Raw genomic sequence first — 15,320 nt, forward strand, 5'->3', positions numbered from 1 at the left:
AGATGAAAAACAATAAAAATGCTCAATTTAAAACTAAGCAAAGCAAAAAACACGGATCACCGGAGATCTCCGGCGGCAAGATTTTACAGGTTCTTATCGTCGGAAGTTCCGACGGGGCAAACCAATATTCAGGAGAGCAAATGTGAATTTCCGACAGGGCAAACCAATTCTTGGGCAGGCAAAAATGAACTTCCGAGAGCGCAAACCAATATTCAGGGAAGCAAATGTGAATGTCCGACGAGGCAAACTACCAATGACGGCTGAAAATCATACTCCTCAAGTCCCGCGAAATGTTGTAATGCAAAGGCAAGTTTTTCGATTTCGTTCATGATTTTCGTTTTTTTGTTTTCTTTTAAACACAAATTAAACTAATATTTTTTCACAAATGACTCAAATCTAATAAAGAAAATCTAAAATTATTTGTGAATATTCGTGGAATTATTTGTGGAATTTGTGTTTAAATATTACTCAAAATCATATCCAACATCCACGAGATACAATCCGTGAGCCGGTGCAGAAGTTCCCGCAGAATTCCGGTGTTTGTCTTCAATGACTTTTCTTACGTCTTCAGGCTGCAATTTTCCCGAACCTACCTCAACCATAGTTCCCACAATAGCTCTCACCATATTTCTCAGAAAGCGGTTCGCAGAAACGGTAAATTTCAGTTCACTTCCATTCTGTTCCCATTCTGCTTTGTACATTTTGCAGAAGTTGGTTTTATTGTCGGTATGTAATTTTGCAAAGCTGGTAAAATCCTCATATTCAAATAAAATTTTACAGGCTTCATTCATTTTATCAATACCTAAAGGTTTTCTCCAGTGTTGCCACGCCGATTCTTCCGTGAACGGATTTTTTTCAAGGGAAATATAGTACTCGTACGTTCGGTAAGTAGCGTCAAAACGTGCATGGAAATCATCTTTTACAGGAAATATTCTTTTAATGGAAATATCGGCCGGAAGAAAACTGTTCAGCCTTCTCACCAGTTCCTGATCCAGAACTTTCTCCGTATCAAAATGAGCAAAAATTTTCTTCGCATGAACACCCGTATCCGTTCTCCCCGCTCCCGTTGTCTTAATCTCTTCTCTTAAAATCGTGGAAAGTGCTTTCTCCAGTTCTTCCTGCACAGAAATAGCATTCGGCTGAATCTGGTAACCGAAATAATTCTTGCCGTTGTAGGAAAATTCTATAAAATATCTCAAGGTAAATAAAAATAACTCTACAAAAATACTTTAATTTGATGATAATCAATAACAGATTTTTTAAATAAATATCGAAAAGTAGCTCCCATATTCATCCAAATCCCTGCGAAATTTCCTATTTTTGCAAACGTATGAAAAGATGGTACCTCTATCCTTTTTCCCTCGGCTATCACATGGTAACGGGTATCCGAAACACAATGTATGATCTGGGAATTTTTAAATCTGTGAAATTCAAAACGCCGATAATCTGTGTCGGAAACCTTTCTGTGGGCGGAAGCGGAAAATCGCCGATGGTGATGTATCTTGCTCATTTCCTGTCCAAACATTACAGAACCGGCGTGCTTTCCAGAGGATACGGAAGACTTACGAAAGGATATGCTGTTACAAATTATGAAAGCAATTACAAAACTGTAGGCGATGAAGCCATGCAGTTGTTTGAACGCTTTAAAAACCGTTTTGTAATCGCCGTTTCCGAAGAAAGAGTTCCCGGAGCCAAAAAAGTAATCAGCGATATGGATCTTGATGTTCTGGTTCTGGACGATGCAATGCAGCACAGAGCGATAAAAGCAGGATTCAACATCATGATGACAGATTTTAATGATCCTTACTTCAAAGATCATCTTTTACCTGCGGGAGATTTGAGAGAATCCAGAGCAGGATCCAAAAGAGCGGATATCATCATGGTGAGCAAATGTCCCGATGAACTTACCGAGGAAACCAAACAGTATTACATTTCCAGAATAAGACCAGACCGTACACAGAAAGTATTCTTTTCATCCATCGGATACGACGAAAATGTATACGGAAGAGAAAAAATGCTTCCCGACAACAACCTGAATTATTATGATATTCTTTTAATTACTGGAATTGCCAATCCGAAACCTCTCCTCACCCATCTTGCGAAATTTTCGCAGAGAGTGAAACATTTAAAATTCAGAGACCATCATAATTTTACTGAGTCCGACATTAAAAATATTGTAGCGGAATATAAAAAATTAGGAGAATATAAATTGATCTTAACCACTGAAAAAGACTATGTGCGTCTGAAAAGTTTTGACTATCTTAGAGATATTGTTTACTACTGGCCGATCAATGTAATTATTGATAAAAAGGAAGAATTCAATCAAATCATCTTAGATTATGTTAGAAAAAATTAAGCAGACCGCAGATTTCATTAAAAACATCATTAAAGAAACTCCCTATTTTGCCATTGTTTTAGGCTCCGGCTTAGGCAAACTGCAGGATGAAGTGGAAGCCATTCACACTTTAGAATATGCTGAAATCCCCAACTTTCCGCAGACTACCGTTGAAGGACACGGCGGAAAACTGATCTACGGAATTCTGGAAGGAAAAAAAGTTCTGATGATGAGCGGTCGTTTTCATTACTACGAAGGACATTCCATAGAAACGGTTGTCTTTCCGATCCGTGTTTTTTATCTGTTGGGAATTAAAAATCTCATTCTTTCGAATGCTTCAGGCGGAATTAATCCAGGCTATAAGATCGGCGATATCGCGATCATTCGGGATCACATCAATATGATGCCTGAACATCCGCTTCGTGGCAGAAATATCGATTCTTTCGGTCCCCGATTTGTGGATATGAGCGAACCGTACAGCAGAAAAATGATCTCCGTTGCACAAAATGTTGCTTCTGAACAGAATATTAACGTCCACCAAAGTGTGTATGTAGCTTTACAGGGACCCACTTTCGAAACTCCCGCAGAATACGGAATGATTAAAGCCATTGGCGGAGATCTTGTGGGAATGAGTACCGTTCCGGAAGTGATCGTTGCTAAACATATGGGAATGGATGTTTTTGGTATTTCCGTCGTGACCGATTTGGGCGGTCCCGATATTGCCCACTCTGTTTCTCACGAAGAAGTTCTGAATGCAGCCAATAAAGCCATGCCGAATGTAATTGCAGTGGTAAAAGGTTTGGTGAAAAATTATTCATAAACCTAAGATTATTAACAATAAACTTGTTTAAACTAATTTCAGAATTAACCGCAAAAGCGACAAAAGATAATGTTAAAGCGAATTTCCAGAATAATCAAAGCGCTCAAAAGAATAAAAATCAAAGATTTTTAAAAACTATTGTTTTCTTTTTCATTTATAACAATCAACTTTAAATAAAAAATTTAGTAGATCTTTTGTGACTTTTGCGGTTAAATAAAGTTTAAACAGACTTAATATTTGTCGATGTTTTCAGAACGATAAAATTTGTGAATTTTTTAATTGTAAATTCAATAGAAATCTTCAATCCCATCAATTTTTATAAAGTCATCAAAAAATCAGTACAGATTGCACGGCATTGTCTAGATTTGCATACATAATTTTTTTGAACATGAAAAAACTGTTGTTACTATTAATGATGGGAATTTTCGGATTAGGCTGTTCTCAGCAGGCGCCGAAAGTTCTGAAAAAGAGTTTCTCCAAACAAGCTTTGGTGCAGAAACTGGAAGATGAAGACGGAAAAACGGTTACCATTCAGCAGATTCTGGATCAGCATAAAGGTAAAGTTCTGGTTATTGATTTTTGGGCAGGATGGTGCAGAGACTGTTTAAATGCGCTTCCGAAAGCCAAAGAACTGGAAGAAAACAATAAGAATATAGATTTTGTATTTCTATCTTTAGACCGTTCCAAAGAAGGCTTTGAAAGAAGTCTGGAAAAATTTGAGATGAAAGACAAAGAAAACTACTGGTTTTCATCCGGCTGGAAAAACGATTTCAACAATTACGTTGATCTGAACTGGATTCCGCGTTATATGGTGATCGATCAGAAATCTTCCATTGCAAAATACTACGCTATTACTCCTGAAGATCCGGAAATTCAGGCTACCATTGATCAGCTTTTGAAATAATTAAGATTGAGGTTAAAGGATCATTGAACATGAGACATAAAACCTTAGACTTATAAATCATACAATAAAAAATACAGGAATCCATATCTTTGCGTATGGATTCTTCTTTTCCCATGCGCAAAATAATTCACGTCGATATGGATGCATTTTATGCTTCTGTAGAACAGCATGACAATCCTGCATTGAAAGGAAAAGCACTTGCCGTTGGTGGTGAACATCGCGGTGTGGTTTCGGCGGCAAGTTACGAAGCCAGAAAATTCGGAGTCCGTTCTGCAATGCCCAGCAAAACGGCAAAAGAAAAATGTCCGCACCTTATTTTTGTACCTCCGCGTTTTGCGCGTTACAAGGAAATATCAAAAAAAATCCGTGAAATCTTTTACGAATACACCGATCTGGTGGAACCGCTTTCTTTGGATGAAGCCTATCTCGATGTTACAGAAAATAAAAAAGGAATGGAATCTGCCAATCAGATCGCCAAAGAGATCCGTCAGAAAATTTTTGAACAGACCGGACTTACTGCTTCCGCAGGAATTTCTGTGAATAAATTTTTAGCCAAAGTCGCTTCAGATATCAACAAACCGAACGGACAAAAAACCATTCATCCCGACAAAATCGAAGGTTTTCTGGAAGAACTTCCTGTAGAAAAATTTTATGGAGTCGGAAAAGTAACGGCTAATAAAATGTTCAGCTTAGGCATTTACAAAGGGAAAGATTTAAAGAAAAGATCCATTGAAGATTTAACAAGACTGTTCGGAAAATCCGGAGCTTATTATTACAATGTGGTTCGCGGAATTCATCATTCGGAAGTAAAACCGCACCGCATCCAGAAAAGTGTGGCAGTAGAAAGAACTTTTTTTGAAGACCTTTTTGATGAACAGCAGGTTGAAAAAAAATTACAGAGCCTGAGCGAAGAACTGCAAAACAGATTGCAGAAAAATAATATTCTGGGAAGATCTTTAACTTTAAAAATTAAATACAAAGATTTCTCACTGTATACAAGAAGCATCACCAAAGAAGAATATTTTTCCTCTGCCGAACAATATTTCAATACCGGAAAAAAACTTTGGGAACTAAGACCTTTCGATAAGCCGGTGAGACTGTTGGGATTATCTCTTTCCCAGCTCAACACCGAAGAAAAAAAACAGGTTTCCGTTCAACTAAAAATCCCGTTTAAGGAATTCGAAGATCAATAATCCGTTTTTTTTCACTAAATTGTAGTAACCAAATTTTACAATTTATGAATGAAACGATGATTCAGTATTTCCATTGGTATTCTGAAGGAGACAGTAAGCTGTGGAAAGAAGCAGAACAAAACGCAAAATATTTAGCCGGACTCGGCATTACATCCGTCTGGTTTCCGCCCGCTTACAAAGGCGCAACAGGAGGTCACTCTATTGGCTACGACGCTTACGATCTCTATGACCTCGGAGAATTTGATCAGAAAGGAACAATTCCCACCAAATACGGCACGAAAGAAGATTACCTGAAAGCGATAAAAGCGCTTAAAGAAAACAATATTAAAGTAATTGTAGATATTGTGCTTGGACATAAAGGCGGCGGCGATGAACTGGAAACCTTTAAAGCATTAAAAGTTGATGAAGAAAACAGAGAAAAAATAATCTCGGATGAAATAGAAATACAGTCTTATACCAAATTTACCTTTCCCGGAAGAAATAAAAAATATTCTGAATTTGAATGGAACTTCACCTGCTTCAGCGGTGTGGATTATGCAGAAGGAATGGATTCGCAGATTTTTAAAATTAAAAACGAATACGGAACCGACTGGGAAGAAATGATCGATGATGAGAAAGGAAATTACGATTACCTGATGTACAATGATGTAGAACACAGAAATCCTTTCGTGCGCGAAGAACTGAACAACTGGGCAAAATGGTACTTTGATGAAACCGATTTCGACGGCGTGAGACTGGATGCCTTAAAGCATATTTCATTTGATTTTTATAAAGAATGGCTTACTTTGCTTCGTTCCAATACCGGAAAAAATATTTTTGCGGTCGGCGAATACTGGGCTCCCGGATATCTGAATCTCTTGCAGAAATACATCGATGTTACCGAAGGATGCATGAGTCTGTTCGACAGTTCGTTACAGAATAATTTTCACACCGCTTCCAACGAAGGAAATTCTTACGATTTGCGGAGAATCTTTGACGAAAGCCTTACTCAGGCAGATCCGCTTCACTCGGTAAGTCTTGTGGATAATCATGATACACAGCCTTTACAGGATCTAGAAGCTCCAGTTGAAGAATGGTTCAAACCTTTGGCGTATGCATTGATTCTGCTGAGAAAAGACGGTTATCCGTGTGTGTTTTATCCGGATCTCTACGGAGCGCATTATGTGGATAAAGATAAGGAAGGCAATGATCAGGAAATATTTTTAAATAAAGTGGACGGCATTGAAGAACTTCTGAAAGCCAGAAAAAACAATGCTTATGGAGAACAGAGAGATTATTTTGAGGATGCCAATTGTCTTGGATGGGTTCGTGAAGGCGATGAGGAACATTCCGGATGTGCAGTTGTTTTAAGCAATAAAGATGCATACGAAAAACCAATGGAAATGGGAGAAAGATACATCGGACAAACGTTTTATGATGCATTGGGAAGATTTGAGGATAAAATTACCATCGATGAAAACGGTTGGGGAAATTTCCCGGTTCCGGCGGGAAATGTGAGTGTCTGGCTTGCTGAATGAGTCTGAATACAAATATCACAAATGGCTTTCACAAATGACACGAACGCTTTTGCAAATAGCACAATTTTAAATGAATCTATCTAAAATTACTTTGTGAATATTCGTGAAAATATTTGTGACATTTGTGTTTAAAAAATGTAGAAAATTCGTGGTATTCGTGTTTAAAAAATAAAACTAAACTTTTCGGAGTTCAAGAATTTCCGGTCGTTCTGAATGATCGGAAATTTTCCCTGTTCTTGCAAATTCTGCCCACAATGCACGGAGTTTTTTTCCGTTTTCCTGAATGTGTTTCCACGGAACATCTTTTAAAAGTTCTGCCGATTTCCATGCTTCCTGATTTTCGAAAATCAAAGGAAGATCTACACAGTGGGAAGCTCCGATATAATTGTTTTTCAGAACGGACTTAATTTTAAACCGGTAAATATTTCCACCGCCTGAAGCATAATTTTCAGCAAAAATCTCTGCCGGTTTTTCATAAATGGATTCCGTTGTTTTACGAACGATTTTGTTGAGAATTTTTTCGTGGAGATACGTGTAAAGTCCTTCCTGAGCCGTTTTTACATAAAAAGCAGTTTCGTCATGACTGGAACCGATCAATACATCATATTTTTTCGCATTCTCTTTCCATTTTGGTAAACTTTCCTCTTCCGTGCATAAAGGAGCAAAACCATATTGCGTACAGAAAGGCATGGACGTTTTTAAACCATATTTTCTGAATGAGGGTAAAAATTTCACATATTCATCCACCATTTTCAGGGGATCTTTTTCATCTTTCAGAAAATCGGTCTTCCTGAAAAATTCTAAAGACATTTTACTTCTTTTCATCCTGAAACCAAGCGGTGCGCTGTGGATAATTGCCCGCTTAAACAATCCATCAATTCCTTCGGAAATCATCAGATGCGCAATCGCATCGCCTCCGGAAGACTGCCCGAAAAGGGTAATATTTTCCGGATTTCCGCCAAAAATGTGGATATTTTTCTGAATCCACTTCAGAGATTCCATGATATCAAACAAGCCTAAATTGGCAGGTCTTTCTTCATTGCCTCCCAAAAATCCGAAAAGCCCGAGACGATATGTAATGGAAACAACAATAAGATTCTGCTCTTTCACCCAAACCGAAGGATCGGAAGTTGGCAGATCTCCACAGCCAATTTCATAGGAACCTCCGTGAATCCAGACTACCACCGGAAGCTTCTCATTTGCCACAAAATTTTCCTGACGGGTAATTGTTAAAAACTGAGGAGATTCATCGGGTTCGAAATGCTCCACATTCGTTTTCTGGATCAATCTTTCCAGCAGCGGACTGATGTGTTGAGGACAGACCGGTGTTTTATCCGGAATTTCGTGAGTCTGAATATCTTCTACAGGAACGGGCTTTTTATATCTTTCTGATCTCGCGTAACGGATGCTTTTCGCTTTGATCACACCGTTTGTTTTTATTGCAGAGATTGTACCGATAGAAGTATGAAAAGTATGAATTCCTGTATTTTGCTGTAACGTCATGATGAAACAAAATTTTTCTGCTTTTTAAATGTAGTAATTTTCTCAATTTAATGAAACATCAATGTCCCTGTTGTAGACAATTTTTCACAAATAAATTCTTAAAATCACTTAAGTAAGCAAAGAAATATTGTTCTGGTTTTTGCTTCAACCAATCAGTTTAAAGATTTATATTCACTTGGAGAAACGCCTACTTTGCTTTTAAAAAGCCTTGTAAAATGCTGCGGATATTTGAATCCAAGATTGTACGAAATTTCACTGATGGATTTGGCGGAATCGAAAATCTGGTCTTTTGCCACATCAATCAGTTTATTGTGGATGAATTCCTGAGCGGAAACACCCAGTTCTTTTTTAATTAAATCTCCAAAATAATTCGCGGAAAGATTAAGCTGTTCTGCAAAATAATGAACCATCGGAAAACCTATATTCTTAGGCTTTTCAGAGGTAAGATAATCGTTCAGCAGACTTTCAAATCTTCCGATGACTCCCTGATTGATGTGATCTCTGGTGATAAACTGACGGTCGTAAAACCGCATGCAGTAGTTCAGGAAAAGTTCGATGTTATTTACAATTAAAGATTTACTGTGTTTATCAATTGTCTGTTCCAGTTCATGCTTTATATTTTTAAAACATTCCAGAATAATTTCTCTTTCTTTTTCTGAAAGATGCAGCGCTTCATGAACTTCGTAGGAGAAAAAATTATAGTCTTTGATATTTTTTCCGAGGTTGGTTCCTTTTAATAAATCAGGATGAAAAATAAGAGCAAAACCGGCTGGCTGAATGTAGGTACCTGCATTAGAAATTCCGTACGTCTGTCCCGGAGCGATAAAAACCAATGTTCCTTCCTGATAATCGTAGCTGTGTTTTCCGTACTGCATATCGCCACACATCACATCTTTTAAAAAGACCGTGTAAAAACCAAATTGTCTCAAATGCTGACAAATGGGATCGGATTTGGAAAAATCGATTACACTTACCAAAGGATGTAACGTCTCATGGTTCAGCATTTTATTGTATTCTGAAACCGTATTGTAGATTTCAACCTCCTGATTTTTCATGAAGTAAATTTTAATTGCCATTCAAAATTACCACTTTTAAAGAGACATTTTATTTTGTCTGTAAAATTGGTACATCTTTCTGTAATTTATATAAGATGATTTACTCTAAAAGGTTCGAATTTTGCAGCTAAGAAAATAACGAATTTCCTATTCTGAATCAAAGAATAAACTAATCAAAATAATTAATACTAAACAAAATGAGTACATTCACAGTAAAAGCTTACGGAGCAGAATCCAAGACTGCCGATTTACAGGAATTAAATATTGCAAGAAGAGAAGTAACGGCAAAAGACGTAGAAATTGAAATTCTATACTGCGGCGTTTGCCACTCCGATCTTCACACCGCAAGAAACGACTGGGGCGGATCAATGTATCCTGTAGTTCCGGGACATGAAATTGTAGGGAGAATTACAAATGTAGGAAATGAAGTTTCTAAATTTAAAGTCGGAGATCTTGCGGCAGTCGGCTGTATGGTAGATTCTTGCGGCGAGTGCGAAAGCTGCAAACACGATCTTGAGCAATATTGCCAGAATGGTTTCACAGGAACTTATAATGGAGCTGATAAACATTTGGGAGGTCATACTTTCGGCGGATATTCTCAGAAAGTAGTTGTAGATGAACATTTCGTATTAAGTGTTCCTGAAAATTTAGATTTAGCGGCTGTTGCTCCTCTTCTTTGTGCAGGAATTACAACATGGTCTCCGTTAAGACACTGGAATGTAGGTCCTGATTCTAAAGTTGCTGTTGTAGGTTTGGGAGGTTTGGGACACATGGCGATTAAACTGGCAAAAGGTTTGGGTGCTGAAGTAACATTATTCTCGCGAACTCCGGGAAAAACGGAAGATGCTAAAAAACTGGGAGCAGATCATGTGGTGATTTCCACAGAGCAGGATCAGATGGATGCTGTAAAAGGGAAGTTTGATGTGATTATTGATACTGTTCCTTATGAACACGACATTAATCCTTACATGCAGACTGTTGCTTTAAACGGAACTCTGGTTATGGTAGGATTTGTAGGAGAATTCGAAAATGAAGCTCCAAGTACAAGACCGCTTATTTTCCAGCGTCGTTCTGTTGCAGGATCTTTAATCGGAGGAATTGCCGAAACTCAGGAACTTTTGGATTTCTGCGGAAAACATAATATTGTATCGGATATTGAATTAATCAAAATGCAGGATATTAATGAAGCGTATGACAGAATGCTGAAAAGCGACGTGAAATACCGTTTCGTGATTGATATGCAATCTTTGTAATTCTTCGTATATTGTTAACTAAGGCTCTCTTCGGAGGGCTTTTTTTTGTTGGCGGTTTATGGTTTATGGTTTATGGTTTATGAAAATTAAGTTTTCTGATGGTTAATTTTTTACAATGTTACATTTCTTAAATGATCATATTTTCCCTCCATGTGTTTAAATGCCCATTCTGCCATGGAACTGATAACCGGAATTAAACCTTTTCCTGCCTCACTCAATTCGTAAGTAACATGGGGTGGAACAACCGGCTTTGCGGTTCTGATAATCAGTCCGTCATTTTCTAATTGCTTTAAATGCTGAATCAGCATCTTTTCGGTTACTGCGGGAATGGCTCGTTTCAGTTCGCTGTATCTTTTGTCTCCGTTGGAAAGATGATATAAAATAATCGGTTTCCAGAATCCGCCGATTTTTTCCATGACATACGTTACGGGACAGGAATCTAGTGCGTATTTTTTATTCTGCTGAATGGTTGATGTTTCTTTTATGGCTGTCATAATGAATACATACTTTAGGGTAAGTACTTGTATAAAAGTAAGTACAAATATACCTTTGTATCAGGAAATAAAAAAATAATTATCAACAAAAAAATAAAAATTATGAAAATCATCATCACCGGTTCATTGGGAAATGTAGCAAAACCTCTTGCAGAGCAATTAATTGCAGAAGGACATGATATTACCGTTATCAGCAGCAGCGAATCTAAAAAAAGTGAAATTGAAAATCTGGGAGCCAAAGCCGCTATCGGTTCTATTACAGACCTGAACTTTTTGGTTGACACTTTTAAAGGAAATGATGCCGCCTTTCTGATGACTCCACCCAATATGGGATTTGAAAATCTTGTTGAAAATACGACGAACGCCGGAAAAAATTATGCAGAAGCCGTTCAACAAACCGGAGTTAAAAGAATTGTAATGCTGAGCAGCATCGGAGCAGAATCTCCTGTGGAAAACGGACCGATAAAAGGTCTTCATGCTATTGAGAAATTCTATAATGAACTGGAAAATACGTCAGTCACTTTTTTAAGAGCAGGATATTTCTACATCAATTTCTTTAATGATATTCCGCTGATTAAAAATGCCGGAATTCTTGGCGCGAATTATCCGGATCACACGGAAGTTCCATTAGTTCATCCCAAAGATATTGCAAAAGCTGCTGCTGAAGAACTGTTAAAAAGTGCTGAAGGCAAACATGTAAAATATATTGTAAGCGATGTTCGCAAAGCTCAGGATTTTGCAAATATTTTCGGAAATGCCATCGGAAAAGCGGAACTTCCGTGGGTAGAATTTAAAGATGAAGATTCTTTACACGGAATGCTTCAGGCAGGAGTTCCGCAGGAAATGGCAGAATTGTATACAGAAATGGGAAGAGGAATCCGTGCCGGAATTGTTCAGAAGGATTTTATTGAACATGGTTCTGTAGTGGAGGGAGAAATTAAATTGGAGGAGTTTGCGAAAGAGTTTGCGGATAAATTTAATGCTTAATGTTATTTTATAACTTTTTCTTTTGTCTTGAAACAAAAGAAACAAAAATTCAAGACTCGGAAACTTCCGCTAAAAATTAAAATTTAATCCTAAAATTCCCAAAACTTGCGCGAATTAAAGATTTGCCTTTTGATTTAATATTTGTCTCGCGCTTCTAACAGTGGGAATTTCTTAACGGACTAAATTTAAATTTTCTTAACGCTCCATTTTCCTATGTCATTTAATCATTACATTCAAATAAGTTTCGGCGAGCCAAAGGCTCGCCGAAACTGTTATCAATAGATTATTTAAATCTAATCTTTACCTCAACCTTGATTTATTCCTTTTCTTTCAAAATTCCCTTCAAAACCTTCAACTTTCCGTCAATAGGCTGATCGATTTTCAACCCTAAAATATCTGCAACCAAAGGATAAACGTTAATGTTCTGAAATTCATCGATCACCAAATTATTTTTGAATTCCGGTCCCCAAGCAAAGAATGTGGCTTTCATTTCAGGAACTATCTGCGGATTATAGCCATGTTTTCCAACCGATGATTTTTTACCTTTTTCCAAAAATATTTTGGGAGCATTGGGAATCAATAAAATCTGTCCGATTCTTTTATACCGGTCATCTTTTGTTGAAAAATGAAGATATTTGGGGAGTTTTTTATCCAGATAGACTTCATAATCTTCTGTTTTGTTAGCTTTTAATTCTTTATAAACCCTTTTAACCTCATCTGGATTTTTAACGTAAACCCTCAATAAAGTCTGCGAATTGTAAAAATCAAATCTTTCTTTATTAAAAAGCATTGCGGGAATTTCTAACGGACTTCCTCCATCCACTTTTATCATTCCGTGATCCGAAACAAAGACAAAGTTTACATTTTGTAATCCTAAATCATGAACTTTCTGAACAAGTTCGCCAATAGCTCCATCCACCAGATGAACAGCATCTTCGGTTTCTCTGGAGTCCGGACCGAAATGATGCCCGCTCGCATCAACTTCAGGAAAATACAATGAAATGAAATGTGGTCTTTTTTCCATTGGAAGCTTTAGCCATTCGATTACTTTATCCACTTTTTCAGATGCTGAGAATTTTTCGTGGTAATGATAATAATAAGTGGGTCTGTTTCCTCCTGCATTGCTTGCAGAACCTACCCACATTAACGATGCGGAAAGCATTCCCTGTTTTTCAGCCAGTCCCCAAAGCGGCATTCCGCCGTACCAGTTTCCGTCTTCAGCATTTTTTTTATCGCTCATGGCGTAACTTTCCTTCTTTTGGTAATCGTAGAAATAATTATCGATCAGTCCGTGATGAGAGGGATGCAATCCCGTAATCAATGTCCAGTGATTGGGAAATGTAATGCTTGGATAACTGGGAATCATCGCTTTCGCCTGAACTCCCTCATTGGAATATTTCAACAGATTTTCTGCATTGTATTTTTTAGCATAATCATAACGAAACCCATCTGTAGAAATCATGATGAGATAAGGTTTTGTCTGAGCTTCAGCTGTATTGTAACGATCAGGAACTACAACTTCTTCTGTATCAACATTATCTTTTTGGGCAAAAACTGTAAGTGAAAAAATTAACAGTAAGAATTGAAGGCTTTTCTTCATGATTTATATTTTCTGCAAAATTAGGGTCTAGAATCCTGAAAGAAAAGATTCTCCGGTTAAAAAAAGATTAAAAGCATTTTTTAGAATGAGTGTAAATAAAGAATATTTATATTTGGATAAAATATTAAATATTGGAATTTTTGCTGGATATTTTAGGAAATTTTGTTCGCTGGATATTTATTTACCACTGCGATTCTGAAAGAATAAACGAGAAATACAGTTCTCATCCTAAATCTGAGGGATTAAAAAATACTTTAGCAGGAATTATATTCATTGTTTCTGTCACAATTATCATTTTATATTTTTCATAAAAAAAGACCACCTTTCAGTGGTCTCCGTTTATTCTTTGATTAACTGTTCAAAAGATGTTGAACCATCTTTCAACGTAATTTCCAGATAATAATTTCCGGATTTCAAGTCGGAAATGTTCACTTCTTTTCCATCAGCTTTTATGGTTTTCACCTTTCTTCCGGTAGATTCGAAAACATCAATAGTTCTTATTTTATCGGCATCTTTGAAATTAATGGTTTCTTTTGCAGGATTTGGATAAAGAACTACTTTTTTACTTTGTGCAGCGACTTCTCCGGTTGCTAAAACAGCTCCCATCGTAAGAGAAGCGTAGCCTCTGTTTGAAGAATGGTAAGCTATTCCCGTTCCTCCTGCAGTTCTTGCATAGAAAATATTAATGGTTCCCGCAGAATTAGGAATGGCAAAGTCTCCAGTTCCTCCGGCAAGAGATCTTGTAGCGACTACTGTTCTTGTACTTCCCGAAACGGTGTTTGAAACCTGAGTCCAATCCTGCGTAGCATCTGCAGAAGGTGAGGAAAATCCTACGAATGTATAATCTCTGTTTGAAGATGAATTGTAAATAAATCCATCTGATCCGTTTGCCATTCCGCTTGATCCGAAACCGATTCCGAGCATTGAATTGCTGTCTCCGGTTAAAGTAAGCGTAGCGGTAGTTGCATTCGTGTCTAATTTCACCGTCATTGCAGCAGCCGATAAATTTACTGTACCCGACGAAAACTGCGCTCCTACAGAAATCGCAAGAGCCATTGATAATGTGAGTAAAACTTTTTTCATATTTTAATTTTTAAGTAGATTAATTATTTCTTTATTGTTCGTCTGTAAAGCATATTCGAAGGGAGTCATTCCCTGCGCATCTTTCAGGGTTTTGTCGGCTTTGTATTTCAGCAATAATTCCGTCAATTCTTTATTTCCAAATTTTACTGCCCAAAATAAAGGGGTCGATCCTGTAGCATCCGCAATATTAGGATCTGCTTTTTTCTCTAAAATATAGGTTACCAGATCTTTGTTATATTTTACGGAAAGCCCCGACAATGCAGTTCCTTCCCGGCTTTTATAATTTACATCTTTCACATTGTCCATCAAAAATTTGGCAACGTCTACATTTCCTCTGTAGCAAGCCAGAATTAAAGGAGAAAAACCGCTTTCATTAGTTTGGTTAATGATGTCCGGATTCTGTTTCATCATGTCCTTCACTTCAGCAACTGTACCGCTTCTTGCCACATCAAAAATAGATTTTGCTTTTTCCTGAGCGGTTGCCAAAGTAAAACTGAGAAACATTCCTAACAATAAAATTAATTTTCTCATTGTTTTGTAAGAACATAATTGTATTGAACATTCACGTTTTCAGCA

Annotated in this window: 15 protein-coding genes; 8 read left to right on the top strand and 7 right to left on the bottom strand. The window is 37.3% G+C overall.

The genetic code is table 11. The features are described 5' to 3' along the window. Positions 1-18 precede the first annotated feature (18 nt). On the top strand, positions 19-264 hold the full coding sequence (locus DD829_RS11635; RefSeq protein ID WP_108410863.1) for a hypothetical protein: 246 nt from the start codon (positions 19-21) through the stop codon (positions 262-264). A 200-nt stretch (positions 265-464) separates the two neighbouring features. Here the strand turns inward: DD829_RS11635 and truA are convergent, their stop codons facing one another. After that, on the bottom strand, positions 465-1,199 hold the full coding sequence (gene truA, locus DD829_RS11640; protein WP_108410862.1) for a tRNA pseudouridine(38-40) synthase TruA: 735 nt from the start codon (positions 1,197-1,199) through the stop codon (positions 465-467). Between the two features lie 131 nt (positions 1,200-1,330). Here truA and lpxK point away from each other — a divergent pair, with 131 nt between their 5' ends. From lpxK to DD829_RS11665, 5 genes are all read left to right on the top strand, one after another. Continuing rightward, positions 1,331-2,356, top strand: coding sequence for a tetraacyldisaccharide 4'-kinase (gene lpxK, locus DD829_RS11645; RefSeq protein WP_108410861.1), 1,026 nt, complete (start codon positions 1,331-1,333; stop codon positions 2,354-2,356). Then, positions 2,340-3,155 (top strand): purine-nucleoside phosphorylase, encoded by an 816-nt coding sequence (locus tag DD829_RS11650; protein WP_108410860.1) that lies wholly within the window; start codon positions 2,340-2,342, stop codon positions 3,153-3,155. The genes lpxK and DD829_RS11650 overlap by 17 nt, the downstream gene beginning before the upstream one ends. Before the next feature lie 388 nt (positions 3,156-3,543). Beyond that, positions 3,544-4,059, top strand: a complete 516-nt coding sequence (locus DD829_RS11655) for a TlpA family protein disulfide reductase (protein WP_108410859.1) — start codon at positions 3,544-3,546, stop codon at positions 4,057-4,059. 95 nt (positions 4,060-4,154) lie between these two features. Next, positions 4,155-5,252, top strand: coding sequence for a DNA polymerase IV (gene dinB / locus DD829_RS11660; protein WP_108410858.1), 1,098 nt, complete (start codon positions 4,155-4,157; stop codon positions 5,250-5,252). 44 nt (positions 5,253-5,296) lie between these two features. Next, entirely contained in the window at positions 5,297-6,769 is a 1,473-nt protein-coding gene (locus tag DD829_RS11665; RefSeq protein ID WP_108410857.1) for an alpha-amylase, read from the top strand. A 174-nt stretch (positions 6,770-6,943) separates the two neighbouring features. Here the strand turns inward: DD829_RS11665 and DD829_RS11670 are convergent, their stop codons facing one another. Further along, complete coding sequence (locus tag DD829_RS11670; protein WP_108410856.1) at positions 6,944-8,272, bottom strand: carboxylesterase family protein; 1,329 nt, start codon at positions 8,270-8,272, stop codon at positions 6,944-6,946. Between the two features lie 152 nt (positions 8,273-8,424). Continuing rightward, positions 8,425-9,327, bottom strand: coding sequence for a helix-turn-helix domain-containing protein (locus DD829_RS11675; RefSeq protein WP_108410855.1), 903 nt, complete (start codon positions 9,325-9,327; stop codon positions 8,425-8,427). A 197-nt stretch (positions 9,328-9,524) separates the two neighbouring features. On the opposite strand from DD829_RS11675, the gene DD829_RS11680 reads away from it, so the two are divergent. After that, positions 9,525-10,580 (top strand): NAD(P)-dependent alcohol dehydrogenase, encoded by a 1,056-nt coding sequence (locus DD829_RS11680; protein ID WP_108410854.1) that lies wholly within the window; start codon positions 9,525-9,527, stop codon positions 10,578-10,580. 110 nt (positions 10,581-10,690) lie between these two features. Here the strand turns inward: DD829_RS11680 and DD829_RS11685 are convergent, their stop codons facing one another. Then, positions 10,691-11,074, bottom strand: coding sequence for a winged helix-turn-helix transcriptional regulator (locus DD829_RS11685; RefSeq protein WP_076390723.1), 384 nt, complete (start codon positions 11,072-11,074; stop codon positions 10,691-10,693). A gap of 102 nt (positions 11,075-11,176) precedes the next feature. Here DD829_RS11685 and DD829_RS11690 point away from each other — a divergent pair, with 102 nt between their 5' ends. Continuing rightward, on the top strand, positions 11,177-12,061 hold the full coding sequence (locus DD829_RS11690; protein ID WP_108410667.1) for an NAD(P)H-binding protein: 885 nt from the start codon (positions 11,177-11,179) through the stop codon (positions 12,059-12,061). A 316-nt stretch (positions 12,062-12,377) separates the two neighbouring features. Here DD829_RS11690 and DD829_RS11695 read toward each other — a convergent pair whose 3' ends face one another. The 3 genes from DD829_RS11695 to DD829_RS11710 form a co-directional block, all read right to left on the bottom strand. After that, positions 12,378-13,661: an ectonucleotide pyrophosphatase/phosphodiesterase gene (locus DD829_RS11695; protein ID WP_108411052.1), complete on the bottom strand. Its 1,284-nt coding sequence runs from the start codon at positions 13,659-13,661 to the stop codon at positions 12,378-12,380. 339 nt (positions 13,662-14,000) lie between these two features. Next, the gene (locus DD829_RS11705; RefSeq protein WP_116547780.1) at positions 14,001-14,744 is read right to left on the bottom strand and encodes a T9SS type A sorting domain-containing protein; all 744 of its coding nucleotides are present in this window, start codon (positions 14,742-14,744) and stop codon (positions 14,001-14,003) included. Positions 14,745-14,747: 3 nt separating this feature from the next. Then, positions 14,748-15,275 carry an ankyrin repeat domain-containing protein gene (locus tag DD829_RS11710; RefSeq protein ID WP_108411160.1) on the bottom strand — a complete coding sequence of 176 codons (528 nt, stop codon included), beginning with the start codon at positions 15,273-15,275 and terminating at the stop codon, positions 14,748-14,750. Between the last annotated feature and the right edge of the window lie 45 nt (positions 15,276-15,320).

This window comes from Chryseobacterium sp. HMWF035 (assembly GCF_003094695.1).
GTDB classification, from domain to species: Bacteria; Bacteroidota; Bacteroidia; order Flavobacteriales; family Weeksellaceae; genus Chryseobacterium; species Chryseobacterium gambrini.

What these genes read in the sequence shown, in the direction of transcription:
- DD829_RS11635 (WP_108410863.1), top strand. Translation starts at nt 19, where the DNA reads ATGCTCAATTTAAAACTAAGCAAAGCAAAAAACACGGATCACCGGAGA.
- lpxK (WP_108410861.1), top strand. Translation starts at nt 1,331, where the DNA reads ATGAAAAGATGGTACCTCTATCCTTTTTCCCTCGGCTATCACATGGTA.
- DD829_RS11650 (WP_108410860.1), top strand. Translation starts at nt 2,340, where the DNA reads ATGTTAGAAAAAATTAAGCAGACCGCAGATTTCATTAAAAACATCATT.
- DD829_RS11655 (WP_108410859.1), top strand. Translation starts at nt 3,544, where the DNA reads ATGAAAAAACTGTTGTTACTATTAATGATGGGAATTTTCGGATTAGGC.
- dinB (WP_108410858.1), top strand. Translation starts at nt 4,155, where the DNA reads ATGGATTCTTCTTTTCCCATGCGCAAAATAATTCACGTCGATATGGAT.
- DD829_RS11665 (WP_108410857.1), top strand. Translation starts at nt 5,297, where the DNA reads ATGAATGAAACGATGATTCAGTATTTCCATTGGTATTCTGAAGGAGAC.
- DD829_RS11670 (WP_108410856.1), bottom strand. Translation starts at nt 8,272, where the DNA reads ATGACGTTACAGCAAAATACAGGAATTCATACTTTTCATACTTCTATC.
- DD829_RS11675 (WP_108410855.1), bottom strand. Translation starts at nt 9,327, where the DNA reads ATGAAAAATCAGGAGGTTGAAATCTACAATACGGTTTCAGAATACAAT.
- DD829_RS11680 (WP_108410854.1), top strand. Translation starts at nt 9,525, where the DNA reads ATGAGTACATTCACAGTAAAAGCTTACGGAGCAGAATCCAAGACTGCC.
- DD829_RS11685 (WP_076390723.1), bottom strand. Translation starts at nt 11,074, where the DNA reads ATGACAGCCATAAAAGAAACATCAACCATTCAGCAGAATAAAAAATAC.
- DD829_RS11690 (WP_108410667.1), top strand. Translation starts at nt 11,177, where the DNA reads ATGAAAATCATCATCACCGGTTCATTGGGAAATGTAGCAAAACCTCTT.
- DD829_RS11695 (WP_108411052.1), bottom strand. Translation starts at nt 13,661, where the DNA reads ATGAAGAAAAGCCTTCAATTCTTACTGTTAATTTTTTCACTTACAGTT.
- DD829_RS11705 (WP_116547780.1), bottom strand. Translation starts at nt 14,744, where the DNA reads ATGAAAAAAGTTTTACTCACATTATCAATGGCTCTTGCGATTTCTGTA.
- DD829_RS11710 (WP_108411160.1), bottom strand. Translation starts at nt 15,275, where the DNA reads ATGAGAAAATTAATTTTATTGTTAGGAATGTTTCTCAGTTTTACTTTG.